Below are 20,710 nucleotides of genomic sequence, written 5' to 3'. Positions count from 1 at the left end.
CCCTGCGGGAAGCCGCTTCGCGTCTACGATTTTCCGTTACCTGTGCGTAAGTCCTAATAAAGTAAATATTAACGAGAGTGAGTTACAGATATATACGAATTTGAGGGTTTGATAAAGTCTAATTTAGCCGTAACGCACTCTCCAATTTCAGGTTTACTTGATAAATTGTCTCTGATAATTACCTAACTACACTTTTGCGAAGAGCTAGGTTGACAACAAATAATAACTATAGTCATCCTCTTTGATTTCTGAACACGATTTCAGATAAAACCTTGATAAAACAGGTTCTTTAGTCTCAGGATTTTTGAAAAAATCAAATCGGAGTCCTATTACCATTAAAATTATTCCTCAACAATTTCAACTGTTTTCGGAATCTTAACTTCTTAGACAACATTACTGACTTCTGAGGTAAGTTCATTTTTCAGTTTGAGTTTTAGCTCCTCTGTAATCGATAAATCTTTAATTTCTTTGAGCAGAAATTCAACAGATTCAGTTTTGCTACGTTCTTTATAAACGGCTGTAACAATGGCTTCAAGCCCATATCCTGCTACAGCATCCCCTACAACTGTTATTAGACCAAGCAGGGCTATGCCTCCAACGATACCAAAGGGACCTCCTAATGCTGTAAGAGTAGCTGCAACGGCCGCAGAACTACCTCCTGATGTAACCGTTAGAATCACGAGAATTACACCAGGAAGACCCAGACCAGCAAGTTTTTTAACGATTTCGTCCATTGTAATTACCTAAAATCCTTACACTCTTGGTTAAAACATTAAGATGGCTACGAGACTACAGTCTTAGAGGTTGTTTGAAAAGTCCTCTTCTCTTATCGGTAGCAAAACGTTTAGATCCCCCTAAATCCACGCCACCTGCTTCTCCCTTGGCGCTAGCCTCTTCCTTTGGGAGAAGGGGAGACGCTGCGCGTAGCAAGATCCCCGAAGGGGTACAAGTCGGGGAACCGCAAGGGTGCAGTCGCTGCCCGATAAATTGGGGAACTTAGACTCCGGTTACCCCCTTTTTAAGGGGGGTTAGGGGGGATCAACAAGTGCCTAAAATTACAGCTAAATCCTTTTCAAACAACCTCTTAGTAAATAAAAGTTTTCTCACAAGTATATATAGATAATAATTACTCCCCCTAAGATTAAGTAAAGACTATACAAATTTTATCTTTATTTACTCTTAATCTGATAACTAACTTATCAATAAGTACTAGCTTTACAAATCAACTTGAACTACTGAATCATCTCAGCTTTATCAACAAAATGCAATAGGGGTAAAACAGTTAAGTAGAAAGTTATTAAGACAGTTAAGACAGTTAAGACAGTTAAGATAGTTAAGTAGGTGGTTAAAATTAAATATAAGATAAATAAAAAACTCCACGCCACTTGCGGGATGGAGTTATTAGTCATTAGTAGCAATGACAAATGACTAATGAAAAATGACTAATGACTAAAGCGGCGGGGCGGCTATCCCTCTACAGACACCTGTGGATGGAGTTTCCCGCAGCTTTCAATAAAATCTCAAAAACGGGTGCTACGAGATGTCTGCTCCATTGCGAGTTAGATTAACAGATTTAGAATATTTGACCCTTTTAGAATTGCGGTCAGCGACAACAGTTCCTCAACGGAAACGCGATCGCGCCCACATAATTCGATATTCGATTCCCCCTTCAACGAAGAGGCAGGGGGCAGGGAGCAGGGGGAAATGACTCCTGACTCCTGCCTAGTGGTCTGTCAGAACCAAATTTGTGCATGAGCACCGTGTTTCGACTTCGCTCAACACTCGTTCATCTGTGGGTTGAGCGAAGTCGAAACCCACAACCTTAGACTTGACAGACCACTAGTTTGCGGAGCGGAACATGGGTCTGAGTCCCCCACTTCTTACAAGTGGTTCTCGTTCAGGTGGGGTTGAATCCCTTTTCTGTTCTATCCCCCTTGCTCCCTGCTCCCTGCTCCCCTGCCTCTTTTTCAATAGACATTATTCAACAAAAACAGGGTAGGCACAGCCCGCACTTCTCTACGAGACGCTGCGCGAACGGCTACGCTCAGGACAGGCTCAGTGACCATCGTAGACATCGCCAGACTCAGAAAAAACAGCATAAATTTTTAATCCCCTTGCCCCCAGATATAACGAAGGTGGTACACTACATCCATGCTAGGGGTGCCTACATAACCAGGCTGAGATCACACCCTTAACACCTGAGTCTGGGTAATACCAGCGGAGGGAAGCTGTTTATCGAGGAATGACAATATGCGGACAGAATGGGTTGCTAAACGACGTGGGCAAAGTAATGTATCTCAAATGCACTACGCCCGCCAAGGTGTAATCACCGAAGAAATGCACTATGTTGCCCAACGCGAAAATCTCCCGGCTGATCTAATTCGTGACGAAGTGGCGCGGGGGCGAATGATTATCCCGGCTAATATTAATCACACGAACCTAGAGCCGATGGCTATTGGCATCGCCTCAAGATGTAAGGTAAATGCTAATATCGGCGCTTCCCCCAACTCTTCTAATCTTCAGGAAGAAGTTGATAAGCTAAACCTGTCGGTGAAGTACGGTGCTGATACCGTGATGGATTTGTCCACAGGCGGCGGTAATTTGGATGAAATTCGCACCGCGATTATTAAAGCTTCACCTGTTCCCATTGGTACGGTGCCAGTATACCAAGCTTTAGAAAGCGTCCACGGGACAATTGAGAATCTGACTGCTGATGATTTTCTCCATATTATCGAAAAGCACGCCCAGCAAGGGGTAGACTATCAAACTATCCACGCTGGGATTTTAATTGAGCATTTGCCTTTGGTGAGAAACCGCATCACTGGTATTGTCTCTCGCGGCGGCGGTATTTTGGCGCGGTGGATGCTACATCACCACAAACAAAACCCGCTTTATACCCACTTCCAAGATATTATTGAGATTTTCAAAAAGTATGATGTCTCCTTCAGTTTAGGAGATTCCCTGCGTCCCGGCTGTACCCATGATGCCTCAGATGAAGCACAGTTAGCTGAATTGAAAACCCTTGGACAGCTAACTCGCAAAGCCTGGGAAGATGATGTTCAGGTGATGGTGGAAGGGCCTGGACACGTGCCAATGGATCAAATTGAGTTCAACGTCCGTAAGCAAATGGAAGAGTGTTCGGAAGCACCTTTCTATGTTTTGGGGCCATTGGTGACAGATATTGCTCCTGGTTATGACCATATCACTTCAGCTATTGGAGCAGCTATGGCTGGATGGTATGGGACTGCGATGCTGTGCTATGTAACACCTAAAGAACATTTAGGTCTACCAAATGCCGAAGATGTGCGAAATGGGTTGATTGCCTATAAAATAGCGGCTCATGCGGCTGATATTGCTAGACATCGCCCTGGTGCAAGGGATAGAGATGATGAACTTTCTAAGGCGCGTTACAATTTCGATTGGAACCGTCAGTTTGAATTATCACTCGATCCAGAAAGAGCTAAGGAATATCACGATGAAACTTTACCAGCAGATATTTATAAAACTGCTGAGTTTTGTTCGATGTGTGGGCCTAAGTTCTGCCCAATGCAAACTAAGGTTGATGCTGATGCGCTAACAGAATTAGAGAAGTTTTTGGCGAAAGAGGCTGTGACTCAAAGCTAATACCATTTTGGATTTTAGATTTTGGATTTTGGATTGGGAATCGTTACGGATATAGCGGTTATCGCTTGAGTAGGTACTGAACCCCACCCCCAACCCCCTCCCCGCTTGCGGGGAGGGGGCTATGATGTGTCTTGTATGATTAGGAAACGCTATATTCGTCCTAAAATTTGAGGTGGTGCGTTACGGTACGCGATGATTATCATTGTGATTTACTAGTGATTTGATTTTTTGGAAGTCCTATTATAGTTAGTAATTAGCTGTATATAGCGGTTCCCATTCAGATGCGGTACAAAATTATATCGCAAGGTGTAGGGGCACGGCATGCCGTGCCCCTACGGGTGTACCTCACGTAAGCGAGAAACGCTATTTTCATGTATTTGAACCACATCTGTCGTAAGGGCACAGCATTGCTGTGCCCCTACCGCGCGGTCTATTTACCTGATAAATAGCTGTAACCCAAGGGTATTGGTTTAAAACCCAATTTCAATGGTGAAACTGCGAATCTGGGTAATGTGATGATTGAACCTTTGCGATCGCTATGCGTTTACAGCAATTTTCATGTATTTGAACCACATCTGTCGTAAGGGCACAGCATTGCTGTGCCCCTACCGCGCGGTCTATTTACCTGAAAATAGCTGTAACCCAAGGGTATTGGTTTAAAATCCAATTTCAATGGTGAAACTGCGAATCTTTCCTGTATCTGCCTCAGCTTTATCTGTAACTTCCAGAGTCCAGGTTCCTTCGGGACTTTTACCTTTAAAGGCAGCAAGTCTAAGGGTGTTTACCTCGTTATAAGTTGTTTTAATATTATCTGTAGCTCCACCCTGGCGATCGTGCAGAACTATGGGAAGTATGCCTATTTGCACGGGAGGAAGGAGAGTAACTATAAGATCCCCAATAAAAGTATGCTCGATATCTACATTCACTTTGATGGATTTGATCGGGCTGGTATTAGCGATCGCCAGCGATAATGTTGATACTTGCAAGTCGTTAATTGGGATATCTTGGACTGCTTTGAATATGCTAATGGGCGATGTTTGCGCTGGCTTGGCCAATTCTACAGCTTTGAGAGCATTGAGCCGACCGTAACCGTAGAAAGGGCTGCGACCACTGGTATCATATTTACCTCCATCTGGATCAATGCGATCGCTAGAGCGTTTTATAATATCTCGCACTTCGTCCCAACGCAGATTTGAGTTTCTGGCAATAATCAAGGCTGCTACACCTGCTGCACCTGGACAAGCACTAGATGTGCCGCCGAATTCGTTCGTGTAATTGCCTGCGACTTCACCCAGATTCCGATTACCCGAATTATAACCAAGTACACCAGAGCGATCGGTTGTCCAAATTCCAGTAGTTTGAGAACTATCGCCATTGTTGCTAGGGAAGGCGCACCAAACCGCCTGACCAAAGTCACTGTAAGCGCTTCTGGTGCCGTAGTCGTTACAAGCTGCCACTGCAATCACTTTTGAGTAGCTGGCGTAGCCGTCGTTATCCACGCTTTCGTTACCATTGCCAGCTGCGAATAAAATTACACAGCCTTTGCCGTTACGCCCTTTATTAATTGCAAAGTCTATAGCCAGTCGTGTGGAATCTGGTAAAGGGACTTTTTGGTTGTGTGCAGGATCGTTTGGTTCAAACCAAGTACCATCTGCTGGCCCCCAGCTGCAAGAAATGACATCAGCACCATTTTGAGCCGCCCAAACAAAAGCATCTGCTTCATCCTGTGACCCTAGCCCCGAAGCTAAACGAATCGGCATGAGTTTTGCACCCGGTGCCACACCAGATGCACCAAAGTTGCCATTTCCACAAGCGACTCCTGCACAGGCTGTGCCGTGGTTATTATCGTTTCCCGGTCTGGGATTATTCGTTTTACGTGTGACATCACACGGGGCAACAATCTTTCCAGAGGAACGGAATTCTTCATGATCGAGATCCACACCGTCGTCGATAATTGCAATAATCGCCCCTGTACCATCGCTCAACTTCCAAGCTGCCTCAACGTTGGCATGGGCGTTGATTACTATACCATTAATTGTTGTTTGCTTTAAGTGCCACTGCTGCGGGAAAACCTGACGTTGGCGTGAGTCACGCGCTAGTTCAGGATGGCACAGTTCAACTGATTGCTCATTTAGAAGTCTTTCGGCAATATCAAAGACGGCTATACCAGTATTCTCAGGTGCATTGACAAAATAAGCATTTCGTGCATACTCAAGTTGACGTTTGATTGTTAAGCCGTAACGTCTTAAGACTTCTTGGCAGACCCTTGCTTCTTGTTCATTATGGAATTTCACAAAGAGGTTTTCGGTGTAAACTACAGGTTGTTGGGATACTGGATCAATCAGGACACGTCCGGCAAATTTGACTTCAGACTCTTGGTTGAGAATTTCACGGGCGCGATCGCGCAAAGCGACACCCTGATTCGGAACTTTTGCTTGCAGAATTTCCACACCCGCTTGCCGAAACCGAGTTGTTAACTCAAATTGATTGAGGATGCTACGAGCTGCGGGTGACACAGGTGCAACTTCAAAGGATCTTGCACCGACAACAGTATTGCGGCTTTCGGTACGCACGACAACGTGTTCGTTACTGATCGCAAATTCATAATGTTGGCCGTTCTGTCCACCATAGCGAACCTGAACCATTGTTTAATCTCCTAATTGGGTATGGGGCATGGGGCAAAACAGTTCTGAATTCTGAGTAAAGAAGTGAGATTTCCTACTCAAATCAAATTGGATTGCTATAACAGTGCATCCCGATGAAAAAAATGTATTCCATACCACTGAAAAACGCTATAGGATCATTAGGGAACTCCAAGAAATAAATTATCCAATATTGTGGGGTGGGCGTCTCGCCCGCCCTATGGACTGGGCGGGCGAGACGCCCACCCCACAGGAGTTAATTGGATATTTTTTTATTTGGAAGTCCCTTAGACCTCTTGCAAAAGTCCCTAACACCCCACCCCCAGCCCCTCCCCGCATGCGGGGAGGGGAGAATTTGACGTAAGTCAAAGGCGGGGTGGGGTTCTTTTTTTGATTTATGCAAGAAGTCTATTAGAACTTGAGAAAGATGTTTTATCAGGACTTACCCAAACAATTGCCGAAACCATTATTTTCACGCACGTAGGGGCAATTCATGAATTGCCCCTACAATTTAAATGGGAATACTAACCAAAACTTTGAACAACGTACATATCATTTCCTGTATCGCCGATTAAAAGTAAGCTGCTGTCATCGCTTCCTAAATCTCGACTGCCAGCAATACCCTTTTGCAAAACTTTAATTATCCTTTGGGGACTGAAAGATTCCAATTCTACAAAGTTTCCAGATTCTAACCATGCTAATTCTTCAGCAGATAAACTTTGACTAACTTCTTCAGGCAATTGTTTAGCTGCTTGCGCCGAATAGGGAGAGGATTGAATGAACATTCCGCGCTTAGTTGCGATAATTTGACGTGGTGTTAATCCAATATCAATAATCGCAATCTCGCTATTGAGAAACCAATTAGCATTGGTTCTCAAATTATGAACTAAACCAATTCCTCGTGGATTGCAATCATGCACTGCATAAACTTTCAAATCGGCATTGCGGCGCAGCATTTGCATGGTGGTGTCAAAAATGCTTTGGGGATATCCAGTAATGCTGAGAATTGCACAGTTGTTTTCAAAGTGAAAATTATTAGCTATTAATAGTTGAGCAATAGTAGCACTATCACAAACGACTAATCTATCAAAACTGTAAGCGGTTACATCAGGATTAATTGTAGTTGGTTTATTTTCCTCGTTTGGTGAAGGAAGAATTTTGAGAATTGAACCATTGATTTGCTGCCAGCGATCTAGCCAATCTTTAAACTGAGATTGTGAAAGTAAAAATTCTTGTGTTAGGAATCCAATTCGCCCTAGCTGTCGAGTTCCTAAATATATAGACAGCATTCCCATAATCACAAAAATTACAAAGAGGCTAAAAGAGTTTGAGGTAATACTTGTTGAAATTCCTCCAACCAGAATAATTCCTCCTATAATTTGTAAGTTTTTAGCATTGGCTTTGCGACTTGTATTATTGAGTTTATTTGAGTTACTCTGGTTAAGAAATATACAAATGAATACAAAATTTACTATGAGCAAACCAATTCTTGAGGAAAAGGCGAAGAAATTAAAAGGTAGATATAAAAATAACCAGCCAAATTGTGAAATTGAATTCGACTTTTTTCTTAGACGATTATCTAGAAAATAAAGCAGTTGCTTGGCTGTAAAAAATAAGGTGTTATTTGCAGAAATGTCAGCGATCGCCTTTGCAAAAAAAGGATCAGTAATTTTAACATTACTCATACTAGTCGGTTCAAAGGCAAAGAGATGATTGCATTGTAGACACCGACCTTGATTAGCTGTCCGGTCTTTTAGTTTATTGTCAGTTCCGCAGTTAATACACTTCATAATGGTTATTTGATGTTAGTTATTAATTGATCGGGCTTGATCCCCCCCTAACCCCCCTTAAAAAGGGGGGAACTATCAAGTACCTGATTTACAAGTAAAACACTGTAGTCTTCCCGCTTGCGAATTAAGCGATGTGTGCCATTTTCTAGCAAGATTTCCGCAGGTTTGGGGCGGTGTAAAAAGTGAGACGACATGGCATAACCATAAGCACCGACATCTAGAATGGCAACGATATCACCAATTTCTAGGGCTGGGAGTTGGCAATTTTTCCCCAGATAATCTCGTGAATATGTAGTGTTACCACAAATATCTGTTGTGAATGGATTGTCTGCTTTTTTCCAAGTGATGATTTCTCGGTAGCCGCCGTGTACTGAGGGTACTGAAAGATTAGCGACGGTGGTATCAACTCCGACAATCTGTTTTTCTCCTTGCCATTTCACAGAAACAACTTGAGCTAGCAAAGTGGCACATTCTGCGATCGCACTTCGTCCCGGTTCAATCACCAAATCAATTTTCCGTCCTAAACGAGTAATTCTCTCGGTTAATTCCGCCCCAAATATTTCCCAGTCAAAGGCTGCTTTGTTGTGGTGATACGGATAGCCAAAACCACCACCAAAATCTAAATATTCCCAGTCTGGTAACTGTTGGGCTGTGGCGATTACTGTATCAATCACCTCAGTAAAAGCAGTTGTGGCATTAGTTCCCGTTCCTCGATAGAAGTGTAAGCCACTTAGTTTTAATCCCACCTCACCTGTTAATGCGATCGCATCAGCAAATTCTTCTGGACGTATACCAATGCGGCTATCTCCGGTAATTTCGGGCAAATTGAGGCGTAAACCCAGCCGAATAGATAAATCTATATATTTGGGCAAAACTTCGCAGCACAACTGCAACTGAGCGAGGCTATCAAGATTGAGAGTTGTAACTCCCCAATTCAAGACTTGTAGCATCTCAGCCCGATTCAAATTACTACCGCTATAAACAATCTCACTAGGATTGAAACCAGCTTGCAATCCCAGGTAAATATCTCCTGGGGTATTGGCGTGAAGTCCCCATCCAAATGAACGAAAAATTTTTAACAGCGCAATGTTGCCATTAGTAACGCTGGCAAAGCGAAATTGTGTGCGGGGATAGCTGACTGCTTTGGTAATGCGCTCAATAGTTTCGCCCAAGCGATCGCTAAAATAAACATAAAGCGGAGAACCGTAGTTATTCAGCAACTCCTGAGCAAGTTCCTTGGAGAATGGGAGAGATGAGGGAATTAATTTTTCACTCCTCACTCCTAACTCCTCACTCCTCACTCCTAACTCTCTTTTATCTAACCTTGCCATCGCTTATAACTCCTCCATAGCCGACGATATAACCAAAAGGGATGATCCCAGGACTGTTTGCTTGGTTCTTCCTTTAAAACGTGCGATCGCCAAAGTTGCCACATAATAAGTAACCAAAGTGTTTCACCAATCCGTCGTCCTTGAATAGCTGCTCCTAGTTTGCCTTCAACGATTTGTGCCGCAATGTGAGGATAAAAGTGATTGTGAGCGCGAAGTATCTCAGGATTGAGCCAGGTGCCGATCTGATGCCAAAAATCATTTAAGCACCAAGAAGTTAAGGGAACCCCCATACCCCGTTTTTGTCGCCAGACAATTTCGGGTGGAAGCCAATTTTCTACAGCCCGTTTGAGGATATATTTCTCACAAGCTCCTTGCAAACAGAGTTCTCCAGATAAGCGGAATGTCCACTCAGCTAAAGGTAAATCACAAAAAGGCGATCGCACCCACAACCCATGAGCAAACCCCAATGCAGTGGCACGGGGATGAATATTCTGCGCCCCTTTGAGCATCAAACTGGCACGGCGCAAGCGATGCAGCAACGATGGACACTCATAGCGATCGAGAGCCGCCAACAGCCAATCTTCGGGATGCAAATTTTGGATCTGTCCATAGACCTCTGGCTGATAAACTTGAGATTCGTATCCCCCAAGACGGTGAAAGGTGCGAAGATATTGCTGGATAAAAGTTTCTTCTCCAGCCGGATTTTCTGCCTGATAAACACCTGCGGCAATTAAAGGTTTATTTGTCCAACCAGCAAACAATTGATCTCCACCTTCGCCGTTAAAAATTACCTGAGTTTCCTGACTCGCTCTTTCTGACAGGAGATACAACGGCACACACACGCCATCCCCAAAGGGCAAATCCAACGCTTGCACAGTCGGAATTAAGGCATTCTTGATCGAACTTGGCGTGACTGCAACTTTAATAAGGGGAATTTTGAGAAACTGGGCGACTTGTTCAGAGTATGGATATTCTGAAATCCCTGCATCACCAAAATCTAAAGCATAAGCGCGGACTTTCACCCCTGCTTTTACCAGTAGCGCCGCCACTACTGAAGAATCAAGTCCGCCAGAGAGAAACACCCCAACAGGCTCATCTTTTAAATCGGCAATCTGTCGCTCAATGGAATCTTTCAGGAGAGTTTGCAATTCAGTAATTGCTGTAGCTTCATCTATTAACTGTTCTGACGCTTCCCGCCATGAGTGGATGTTTTTAGATTCAGGCGATCGCAAAATACCTGATTGACAATCACTCTGCCAAACTAATTCAGTTCCCGCAGGAATTGCAAACACTCCATTAATCGGAGTTAAGGGTGTTGGAACGTAGGAAAAACAGCTATAGCCATATAACCCAGAAATGTTAACTTCTGACTGTTGCAAAATCGGTAAGAGTAGTTGCAGTTGGGATGCAAACCAGATTACTTGTCCTTGTTGAGTCCAATACAAAGGCATCTTTCCGAAAGGTTCTCTACCTAAAATTAGGCAGTTGTTTTCCTGGAAACTTACCCAAGCATCGGGTGAAGTTAATAATCCTGATGCGGAGATAGCAGCAATTTGATTTTGTTGCGGTGGGGAATTTCCATCAAGTCCGATGTAAATAACATTCCAGATTTTTAGACCTAACCCCCTAACCCCCTTCCCTACTAGCGTTGGGGGAAAATTCAAAGCCTCTCCCCTCGTAGGGGAGAGGTTTGGAGAGAGGTTTTCTAAATCCTGTGAAACACCCCTAGCCTTCCCTACTAGCGTTGGGGGAAAATTTAAAGCCTCTCCCCTCGTAGGGGAGAGGTTTGGAGAGAGGTTTTCCCCGACACTACTTAACAGCGCTTCCAACTCGTGTTGAGCGCCATAACCCCAATAGCCAAGAAAGTGATGCGGAATGTTGCCCATCTGGACTATTTAACTTCAAAGGTTTCATCGCTAATTTGCCGACCTTCTAGGAACATCTGCACCTTCCAATTGCCAACAGTTGCAGCCGGATTAATTGTGTAGCGACACTGAGTATCCCAGACAGACGTATTAATTTCGCGGGTTTGATAACTATTTTGCTTGACAATTTGACCACTTGGGTCAATCCAATTGCAAGAAAGAGCCAGCTTTTTACCCAAGGGTGCATCCTTTAAGGTGACACGGTAGAAGACTTCTGGATTGGTTTGGCGGGAAATTGTCTTTAAATCGCCGCTACTATCTTGTGTCAAAGTGATGTGGTCTTGTTGAGCAGAAACACGGGAAAGTGCAGAATTCTGCTGTTGCATGAAAAATATTGTAGATGCAATGACAACCACTACAACTGCCACCACTCCAGAAGTAATCCATCGATTCCGGCGTTGCTGTACCTCCAGTGCTTGACGGCGATTTAATTGAATCAGCGCTTCATCTAGTAACTCAGGTGGTAAATTCAACTCCTGTAAAATTTCTTTAACCTGCTGTTGGTCTAGTTCCGCTTCCCGACGCAATTGCAGACCTTCTACTTCGGTGACTATTTGTGATAATTGCTCTTGAGTCAGTCGCTGCATATAGCTTAACTCCTGTTAAAAAAACTTTATAGCGATCGCTAAGGGACTGACAAATAAAAAAATACTCAACTACTTATTGTGGGGTGGGCGTCTCGCCCGCCCGTATACAAGGGCGGGCGAGACGCCCACCCCACAAGATTGGGTAATTTATTTTTTGGAAGTCCCTAATTACGTGCAATCATAAAAACTCTATATTAGACATCTCACTTTTTTAGGTACATCATAAGCTACAAAATAAAGTTGTGGCTTTTCGGATTCTCTCTGAGATACTTTTTTGAAATACTCCCACCGCATCCCTCGTTCCCATGCTCCGCGTGGGAATGCATTCATTGAGTCTCTGACTCAATATATATTACTAGAGGCACCAGCCCGTAATCACCCATTCCCCGGCTTTGTATAGCGGTTCCCATTCAGATGCAGTACAAGGTTACATCACGAGGTGTAGGGGCACGGCAATGCCGTGCCCCTACGGGTGTACCTCACGTAAATGATAACTGCTATATGGGAACGAGCAATTGATTTTGACCCAATCTAAAATCTAAAATCCCAAATTCCTATGACTCACGAACAACAAACGAAAATTGAAGGGATCTATGAAGTCTGCATCGGCATTCCAGAGCCAATTTCTGCAATTCAGTATTGGGAACAATTTGGCTATCGCATTGGTGAAATTGGTGAATTAACCGCAGATGTCGCCCATCAATTATATGGAGTCAATTCGTCTTTACGCTCAATTCGCCTTTATCACCAAAATGCAGATCATGGTTTGATTCGGTTGATGGTTTGGCAAAATCCCACCCATGAAGGTTTGGGAACAGCGTCAATGAAAATTAAGGGAAATCGCTGGGCGACAAGTTTAACGGCGGATGTTTTAAATGTTTTAAACCATATAGAAGATGCAAAATCCGCGGGTTTCCCTATTAGGTATACTAACCCTTATTGGGAAGTCATCTACAACAAAGAGAGAAAAAGCCGTCCTTTTATTGAGCCAGCAGTTGGTGTGCGAGAAATGCTGCTACTCCAACCCTTCGCTCGACAGGTTTTATTTCAACGGTTTGGCTATACCCTACCGCATTACGGACAAGTTAACCAGAATGCGGCACTTAAGACTAGTCAGTTTACCCATATAGGAATCATCGTTCAGGATGACAGCAAAGAAACCCTGAAGTTTTATGAAGAAGTTTTGGGTTTGCTGCGTGTACGTGATGATGTGGAAACTACTTATGAATCTTCGCCAGCCGGTCGAGATATTTTTGACCTTAACCCTGGTGAGAAGTTTATTGTCACTAACTTTGATGATCCTCGTTCTTCTAAATCTGATCTGATGGCTGCACGTAGTGGTAGACTTTATATCATTAGATTCCCAGAATCTATTAGTTTAGAATCGCGCTTTGAGGCAGCCCAACCAGGTAGCTTGGGTATGTCTTTATATACCTATCGGGTTAAGGGAATACAGGGGTATTGCGATCGCATCAAGGCGAGTACTGCACAAAAAGTTACAGACATCATGACTAATGAATTTGGCGAGACGAGTTTCTCCTTCATTGCACCAGATGGCTACTTCTGGACTTTGCTAGAAGCTAATTAACTAGTGCAAGAAGGGGAGTGAGGGAGACGAGGGAGATGAACCAATGCCCAATGCCCAATTTAGTTTAAATTTCATTTCCACCAACAGCCAGTTGCTTTTTGCTATGTTTCAACTGTTTCCAAAGTGCCTTAATTTGCTGGTAAGCTTCTTCCTGAGACAGTTTACCGGCTGTTTCTAGGCAAGTGATGTAACTAATTCTTTGGGAAAATTCTTGGAGATTGGCATTAAACACTAAGTTCTCTGGCTGAAACTTACCATAATATTGGCTACGAGGGTAAAGAAAATTGTTTTTGTCTTGCGAGTTAGATTCTGTCATCAATTTGCTCTCAGTAATTTTTTGTTAAATTTCTAAACTGGGTTTTCCTCTATGTGTAAATACACACTAAAAAATTCCAATTCCTGAAGAAGTGAATATTTTAGCTAAATATAATATATAGCAGTAGGAAAGAGGCAAGAGGCAAGAGGCAAAAAGATTTAACCAATAATTCATAATTTTAATACCTACGTACTGTATAAATTAGTATTATATACTCTTAGCAAAAAAAGTGTTTTCAGGCTTGTATTAATTATTCTTTGATGATGACAGGCACGCTATAGGCACAATTCATGAATCATTCGTGTCAACTTAACGTAGAAGTCAGGTATAGCGGTTCTCAATTGCATGGAATACAGACCTAACCCCCAGCCCCAACCCTACTAGCTTGGCTACGGTGTACACACAAGTTGGTTAAACCCATATCCCGCCAGCGATTTAAATCGCTGGCTAACAGCACAAGTACATTTTAATGGACTCCCACGCCGACAATATTAGTCATCTTTTAGATGACTTTGGCTATTAGACAACGGTTTACAACCGTTGGCGGGCTGGGTGTGTACAGCGCGCGAAATTATGCATTTAGGCAATTCTATGACTTGTGTGTACACCGTAGTGTTGGGAGAAGGGGAACTAGAGAATTTGCTCCCCTCTCCCAAAATGGGAGAGGGGCTGGGGGTGAGGGCAAAACTCATACAGTCAGAAGATTTCACCTTCATGTTGACACCAATGGCGAGACGCCCACCCCACAAGATTGGGTAATTTATTTGTTGGAAGTCCCTTACTGTAATCTAGTCTGATTTATTCTCACCGATTTACGTAAGTCTTATTTCTAAAGAGGTTTATTCAAAAACATAATTTTGAGCCACTTTCCAATAGCGCGAGAACCGTTTGAGGTCAATATAGCCGTCATAATCAAAAAATGGTTCTACCTCTAGCACTTCCACTGCTATAGAAGGCTCCATTTGATTACAGATATGATCAAACTGGGGACTGGGACTAGCGACTGTGACAACTAAATTGGCATCATGTTCTTGAGCAAAAGCTAAAATTTCTTGTGCCACATCGCCACGACGGATAACAACGGGTAACTCTAGCAAACACTCGTAAATGAAAGCGAGACGTTTGAGACTCAATTGCCATTCCTCTATCAAAGCCTCATCCCAAACCCAAATAGCTGGCGCATCGGGGTATTTTTGCAATCCAGGGTTATATGGACTGAGGCAATCTCCATGTACCCAAACAATTGGTTGATTCATGTTTTAGTTTTTACCTTTCACTCTAGTTATTTACTGTCCAGTAGATTGTCTGACTCTTCACTGAGTAGCGCGATCGCTAAAAAATTAACCAGGGATCAGTCCTTTGAGTAGTGAAAATAGAATTGCCGCTCAAAGCCTTGCCAATATAGGATGTGTAGAGGTTTTGCCAAAACCAGATACACCCATTATCAGAATAATCATTGGCTGCTTAATCATCTTTGTTATTAAGAAAAGTTAAACTAATTCGTAATTTGTAACTCGTAGTTGTAGTTATGGACGCAGGTAAAAGTCAGGACTCCTGACTTTTACCTGCAAAATGTGAGTTGTATTAAAATTTATTGACAAATAACGATTATTTTCTATAATACATACAGTTGCACACGTGTGCAAGATTAAAACCTCAGATTAAAAATGAATAAACGAAGAATTTCAATTGAAGATATTGCTCGGAGAGCAGGTGTTTCTCATTCTACAGTTTCACGCGCTTTACGAGATAACGCTCTAATTAGCCCGAAAGTAAGAGAAGAAATTAAGCGACTAGCGCAGGAGATGAGCTATGTGCCAAATGCTATAGCTCAAAGCTTGCAAAATAAACGTACTAATACCATTGGTGTGGTAGTAACTTCAATCGCAGATCCTTTTTTTGCTGAGGTAGTAGAGGGAATTGAGAAGATAGCTAGACCCGCAGGCTTGAGTGTTTTGTTAAGTGCTTCACACCGAGATTTTGAGCAGGAAATGGCAGCTATTGATACTTTTCATCGCCGTAGAGTTGACGGAATATTAGTGGCCGACTCACGAATTGGTAAACAACATATCCAACAACTCACACAAATTGATGTGCCAACAGTTCTGATTAATAGCCAGACCGAAGATCAATCGGAAATATTTCACTCAGTGGCAATAGACGATCGCTTAGGTGCTAAATTAGCCGTAGAGCATCTAATCAGTCTGGGACACACCGCTATTGGTTATCTGGGTGTAAGCGATCGCAGTCGGTCAAACCAGCAACGCCTAGAAGGATATCGAATAGCTCTTGCGGAAGCTGGCATCATCCAAAATACTGATTGGGTTTCAATTAGTGATGAATATGATACCAGAAAAAGCGATGTTGCCACCGGACAAAATATGCTTTCTAAACTATTGAGTGCGGAAGTGACAGGCATCTTTTGTTATAACGACATGGTAGCAATTGGCGCTCTGTTAGCCTGCCAAGAACTAGGCATTTTAGTACCGCGAAATTTAAGCATCGTGGGATTTGATGGTATTGCTCTGGGTTGTTACGTTACGCCAGCGCTGACCACAGTCAGCCAGCCAATGTTAGAAATTGGTGGCTATGCTATGCAAATGTTACTCGATTTATTAGAAGAAAAAACTGTGGAAAACCGCGTTTTATCTCCTTTCCTAGTACAGCGTGGTAGTAGTGCAGCATTACACAACTGAGATGGGGAGTAAGTTCAATTACTTGAAAAGCACTGTAATAAATAACCACAAATAATTTAAAAAAATTTAACCAAATAAAAATTATGTTAACCAAAAAACCGAGTTTATCTGCCGATCGCTGCTTTTCTCCAGAACCAGTTCAAAGACGACTAGCCCATCAATTTTTTGACAGCATATCTGCGTTACCTCTGGTCTGCCCACATGGTCACGTAGATCCAGTCTTGTTAGCTAATCCCGCAGCCCGTTTTGGTTCACCAACGGAATTACTGATTATTCCTGACCATTACCTTTTGCGTATGCTCTACAGTCGGGGCGTATCTCTGCAAGCTTTGGGCATACCTACTAGTGATGGTTCACCAGCCGAAACCGACCACCGCAAAATTTGGCAATTGTTCGCCGACCATTTTTATCTATTTCAGGGTACTCCATCCGGGTTGTGGCTGAAAGAAGAACTAACTAACGTCTTTGGGGTGGATGAACCTTTAAATTCTCACAACGCCGGACGTATGTATGATTATCTGGAAGGTTTGTTAGCCTTACCTGAGTTTTCCCCTCGTGCTTTATTCAAACGCTTTAACATCGAAGTGCTTTGTACTACCGATGCAGCTAGTGATAACCTAGAGAATCAGCGATCGCTCCACGAATCAGGTTTTACTCAAATTAGACCAACCTTTCGTCCCGATGCAGTGGTTAATCTGGATGCTCCTGGTTGGCGTGAAAATCTGACCAAATTGGAAAGCACTATTGGTAGAGAAATTAGCACTTATGCCAATTTTGTGCAAGCTATAGAAGAACGTCGAGCTTTCTTTAAAAAAATGGGCGCGACAGCTACCGATCAAGGTGCAGCTACACCTTATACCACACGCCTTTCTGACCAAGAAGCGGAAGCTATTTTTGCTAGAGCATTAATCGGGAAGCTGAATCCAGGGGATGTAGAACATTTTACCGGTCATATCTTCATGGAAATGGCGCGGATGAGTGTGGAAGATGGCTTGGTAATGCAAATGCATTGCGGTGTGATGCGTAACCATAACCCGGCTTTATTTGAGAGATTTGGATCTGATAAAGGTGCTGATATTCCCCTAAAAATAGAGTGGACTCAAAATCTGCGTCCGTTGTTGTCAGCTTATGGCAATGATCCGCGTTTTCATTTAATCATTTTTGGTATGGATGAAAGCACTTACAGCCGAGAGATGGCTCCGTTAGCTGGTCATTATCCCACTGTATTGCTTGGGCCGCCTTGGTGGTTTCACGACAGCCTAAATGGTATGGAGCGTTATTTCAATCAGGTAATGGAAACTGCTGGAATTTATAATACAGCTGGGTTTAATGATGATACACGGGCTTTTGTTTCGATTCCGGCTCGTCACAATGTCTGGCGGCGGATAGCTTGTAATTGGTTGGCTGGATTGGTAGCACGGGGATTGGTTGAAGAAGAGGAAGGGTATGGTATGGCTCGTGCTTTGGCTTATGACCTTGCTAAGGTTGCTTATAAGTTGGACTAATACCAATTTTCCAAAATCAAGCTATTAGGACTAGCCCTTTCAAGGTGACTTGTAAAATCTCTTTTTTTATTATAAGTCAATGCGGTTCAGTTAAGGCTTTACTCTTTGTAAAAGTGATTTTTTTTAACGAACCGCAAAGGACGCAAAGGACGCAAAGGAAGAGAAAAAAGAGAAAAAAGAGAAGGAAGAGAAGGAAGAGGAGCTTAACTGAACTGTATGGGATTATAAGTTATTTAACCACAGAGGCGCAGAGAACACAGAGATAAGAGGAATTAATTTTGGATAATTTTTACCTACCTGAAAATGGTTAGTTCTAGCTACACAATAAACCTGTAAACCCAGATTAAATATTGAGTTTTTTCATTACGAATTTAAATGAGCGGGGGAATCTATTGATGCCAGAGTTGATTTTAAATAAACTTTTTAGCTTAAAGGAGCAGGTGGCAGTAATCACAGGCGGTTCTGGTGTGCTTGGTGGGGCTATGGCACGGGGTTTGGCTCTTGCGGGAGCGCGAATCGTCGTTTTGGGTCGCAATGAAGCACGAGCGGGTGCGGTGGTGGCTGAAATTACTGCTAATGGTGGAGAAAGTATCGCTGTGGTAGCAGATGTTAGCGATCGCTCCCAATTAGAAATGGCCAGAGATGTTATCCTACAGCATTGGGGTGAAATAGACATCTTGGTAAACATGGCTGGCGGTAATATTCCTGCTGCCACAATTACTCCTGGTGCTACTATTTTTGATATGCCAGATGCAGCTTTTGAGGAAGTAGTTAGCCTCAATTTACTCGGCACTCTACTGCCTTGTCAGGTTTTTGGTCAAGCAATGGTGGAAAGAAGTCAACCCCACGGTTGCATTGTCAATATTTCTTCTATGTCTGCCATTCGGGTGATTAGCCGTGTGGTTGGCTACTCAGCCGCTAAAGCGGGGATAGATAACTTTACTCGCTGGCTAGCCGTAGAACTCGCCCAAAAGTATGGTGATGGAATGCGAGTAAATGCGATCGCGCCAGGTTTCTTTATTGGGGAACAAAATCGGGATTTACTCCTAAATTCTGATGGCAGCTTAACAGAACGCGGGCAAAAAATCATTGACCACACGCCCGCCGGACGTTTCGGAAAACCAGATGAATTACTCAGTACCTTGATTTGGTTATGTAGTTCTGGTTCTAGTTTCGTCAACGGGGTAGTCGTGCCGGTAGATGGTGGATTTAGTATCTACAGTGGAGTTTAATCATGTATTCACTGGCTGTAAATAACGGGACACTTTCAGATGAGCAAGTTTCCGGGCTAGTTCATCAAGCTTTAGCAGATACTAAGTTTGATGGACAGCGCATCTTAGTGTTAATTCCAGATAGTACCCGCACTGCTCCCATCCCGCAAATGTTTCGATTACTTCATCAGGAGTTGGGGAAAAGGGTTGCATCTCTGGATTTTTTAATTGCTCTGGGTACACATAATCCCATGAGTGAAGAACAAATCAATCACTTGGTGGGAGTGACACCAGAAGAACGAGAGACAACTTTTAAAAAAGTTCGCATCTTTAACCACCTTTGGAATGATCCAGATACCTTTATTTCTTATGGAGTCATTTCGGCAGATGAAATAGCAGAAATTAGCGGTGGAATGCTACATCAGTTAGTTGAGGTGCGTGTTAATAAACTTGTAAAAGCTTATGATTTAATCGTGATTTGCGGCCCGGTTTTCCCCCACGAAGTTGTCGGTTTCTCCGGTGGGAATAAATATTTTTTTCCCGGCATTAGTGGCCAGGAAGTAATTAATCTCTCACATTGGTTAGGTGCTTTAATCACCTGTTACGAAATTATTGGTACACCGGGCATAACACCAGTTCGGCGGTTGATTAACCGAGCCGCTAGCCTAATTTCTACCCCGAAGCTTTGTTTGGCGATGGTGGTCGCACCCAAAACAAATCAGTTGGCTGGACTTTATATCGATCAACCAGAATCAGCCTGGGAAGCTGCTGCAAAATTATCAGCCAAATTGCATATTAAATATGTCCATCAGCCTTTTAAACAAGTGCTTTCAGTAATGCCCCAAATGTATGATGATATCTGGACTGCGGCAAAAGGAATGTACAAGTTAGAGCCAGTAGTGGCCGACGGAGGTGAAGTAATTATATATGCTCCTCACATTACCGAGTTTAGCTATACATACGGCGAAATTCTATTCCAAGTTGGCTATCATGTCCGGGATTACTTCCTCAAACAGTGGCATAAATTCCAAGAGTATCCTGCTGGAGTGCTGGCACATAGTACTCACTTAAAGGGGATGGGTACTTTTGATCCGATAGAAGGAGAACAAGCGCGGATTCGCGTCACTTTAGCTACTGGTATTTCTGCTGAACGCTGTGCTGCTCATAACTTGAACTATCGAGATCCGGCTACTATTCAACCAGCAGAATGGGCTAACCGAGAAGATGAAGGCATCTTGCTTGTGCCAAAGGCTGGCGAGATACTGTACCGTTTAAGTTAGAGAAATTTTTAGGTAACTAAATCATAGACAGCGATATCTACGATGGGCTACGCCTACGCAATTGCAGGTTAAGATTTTACCGAAAAAATGGGTTTAGAGCTACGTGCTTCACGCAATGCTAGTAATAAGTAATAAGTAATAAGTAATAAGTAATAAGTAATAAGTAATAAGTAATAAGTAATAAGTAATAAGTAATAAGTAATAAGTAATAAGTA

The 20,710-nt window shown here is 43.0% G+C and carries 15 protein-coding genes, 1 pseudogene and 1 riboswitch; of the genes and pseudogenes, 7 read left to right on the top strand and 9 right to left on the bottom strand.

Features of this window, described 5'->3' with window-relative positions; all coding sequences use genetic code 11:
* Nucleotides 1-383 precede the first annotated feature (383 nt).
* A complete protein-coding gene (locus V7K50_RS25980; protein WP_334965170.1) occupies nt 384-734 on the bottom strand; it encodes a hypothetical protein in 351 nt (116 codons plus the stop codon).
* 806 nt (nt 735-1,540) lie between these two features.
* Between V7K50_RS25980 and V7K50_RS25975 the strand changes: the two are divergent.
* A pseudogene (locus V7K50_RS25975) lies at nt 1,541-1,660 on the top strand (IS630-like element ISAcma27 family transposase); the annotation flags it as partial.
* A gap of 307 nt (nt 1,661-1,967) precedes the next feature.
* Here the strand turns inward: V7K50_RS25975 and V7K50_RS25970 are convergent.
* Nucleotides 1,968-2,099 (bottom strand): hypothetical protein, encoded by a 132-nt coding sequence (locus V7K50_RS25970; protein WP_334965168.1) that lies wholly within the window; start codon nt 2,097-2,099, stop codon nt 1,968-1,970.
* Between the two features lie 47 nt (nt 2,100-2,146).
* Nucleotides 2,147-2,243, top strand: a riboswitch (TPP riboswitch).
* A gap of 7 nt (nt 2,244-2,250) precedes the next feature.
* Here V7K50_RS25970 and thiC point away from each other — a divergent pair.
* Nucleotides 2,251-3,624, top strand: a complete 1,374-nt coding sequence (thiC, locus tag V7K50_RS25965) for a phosphomethylpyrimidine synthase (protein WP_334965166.1) — start codon at nt 2,251-2,253, stop codon at nt 3,622-3,624.
* A 656-nt stretch (nt 3,625-4,280) separates the two neighbouring features.
* On the opposite strand, the gene V7K50_RS25960 is transcribed toward thiC, so the two are convergent.
* The 5 genes from V7K50_RS25960 to V7K50_RS25940 form a co-directional block, all read right to left on the bottom strand.
* The gene (locus V7K50_RS25960) at nt 4,281-6,269 is read right to left on the bottom strand and encodes a S8 family serine peptidase (RefSeq protein WP_334965164.1); all 1,989 of its coding nucleotides are present in this window, start codon (nt 6,267-6,269) and stop codon (nt 4,281-4,283) included.
* A 521-nt stretch (nt 6,270-6,790) separates the two neighbouring features.
* Nucleotides 6,791-8,056 carry a hypothetical protein gene (locus V7K50_RS25955; RefSeq protein WP_334965162.1) on the bottom strand — a complete coding sequence of 422 codons (1,266 nt, stop codon included), beginning with the start codon at nt 8,054-8,056 and terminating at the stop codon, nt 6,791-6,793.
* 47 nt (nt 8,057-8,103) lie between these two features.
* Nucleotides 8,104-9,387 carry a diaminopimelate decarboxylase family protein gene (locus V7K50_RS25950; protein ID WP_334965160.1) on the bottom strand — a complete coding sequence of 428 codons (1,284 nt, stop codon included), beginning with the start codon at nt 9,385-9,387 and terminating at the stop codon, nt 8,104-8,106.
* Nucleotides 9,375-11,273, bottom strand: a complete 1,899-nt coding sequence (locus tag V7K50_RS25945; protein WP_334965158.1) for an asparagine synthetase B family protein — start codon at nt 11,271-11,273, stop codon at nt 9,375-9,377. The genes V7K50_RS25950 and V7K50_RS25945 overlap by 13 nt, the downstream gene beginning before the upstream one ends.
* A gap of 5 nt (nt 11,274-11,278) precedes the next feature.
* The gene (locus tag V7K50_RS25940) at nt 11,279-11,899 is read right to left on the bottom strand and encodes a DUF3859 domain-containing protein (RefSeq protein WP_334965156.1); all 621 of its coding nucleotides are present in this window, start codon (nt 11,897-11,899) and stop codon (nt 11,279-11,281) included.
* A 556-nt stretch (nt 11,900-12,455) separates the two neighbouring features.
* On the opposite strand from V7K50_RS25940, the gene V7K50_RS25935 reads away from it, so the two are divergent.
* Nucleotides 12,456-13,487 carry a VOC family protein gene (locus V7K50_RS25935; RefSeq protein WP_334965154.1) on the top strand — a complete coding sequence of 344 codons (1,032 nt, stop codon included), beginning with the start codon at nt 12,456-12,458 and terminating at the stop codon, nt 13,485-13,487.
* 64 nt (nt 13,488-13,551) lie between these two features.
* Here the strand turns inward: V7K50_RS25935 and V7K50_RS25930 are convergent, their stop codons facing one another.
* Nucleotides 13,552-13,803, bottom strand: a complete 252-nt coding sequence (locus V7K50_RS25930; protein WP_334965152.1) for a DUF7219 family protein — start codon at nt 13,801-13,803, stop codon at nt 13,552-13,554.
* Nucleotides 13,804-14,642: 839 nt separating this feature from the next.
* Nucleotides 14,643-15,059, bottom strand: a complete 417-nt coding sequence (locus V7K50_RS25925) for a hypothetical protein (RefSeq protein ID WP_334965150.1) — start codon at nt 15,057-15,059, stop codon at nt 14,643-14,645.
* A 411-nt stretch (nt 15,060-15,470) separates the two neighbouring features.
* On the opposite strand from V7K50_RS25925, the gene V7K50_RS25920 reads away from it, so the two are divergent.
* From V7K50_RS25920 to V7K50_RS25905, 4 genes are all read left to right on the top strand, one after another.
* Nucleotides 15,471-16,499: a LacI family DNA-binding transcriptional regulator gene (locus V7K50_RS25920; protein WP_334965148.1), complete on the top strand. Its 1,029-nt coding sequence runs from the start codon at nt 15,471-15,473 to the stop codon at nt 16,497-16,499.
* Between the two features lie 83 nt (nt 16,500-16,582).
* Nucleotides 16,583-18,004, top strand: a complete 1,422-nt coding sequence (gene uxaC, locus V7K50_RS25915) for a glucuronate isomerase (protein WP_334965146.1) — start codon at nt 16,583-16,585, stop codon at nt 18,002-18,004.
* A gap of 395 nt (nt 18,005-18,399) precedes the next feature.
* A complete protein-coding gene (locus V7K50_RS25910) occupies nt 18,400-19,236 on the top strand; it encodes an SDR family oxidoreductase (RefSeq protein WP_334965144.1) in 837 nt (278 codons plus the stop codon).
* 2 nt (nt 19,237-19,238) lie between these two features.
* Nucleotides 19,239-20,495, top strand: a complete 1,257-nt coding sequence (locus V7K50_RS25905; protein ID WP_334965141.1) for a lactate racemase domain-containing protein — start codon at nt 19,239-19,241, stop codon at nt 20,493-20,495.
* Nucleotides 20,496-20,710: the final 215 nt, after the last annotated feature.

Origin of the sequence: Nostoc sp., from assembly GCF_036917135.1 — a bacterium.
Classification (GTDB): Bacteria; Cyanobacteriota; Cyanobacteriia; order Cyanobacteriales; family Nostocaceae; genus Nostoc.
Note: the sequence above shows the minus strand (reverse complement) of the source record. Positions and strands in the feature narration are given on the sequence as shown.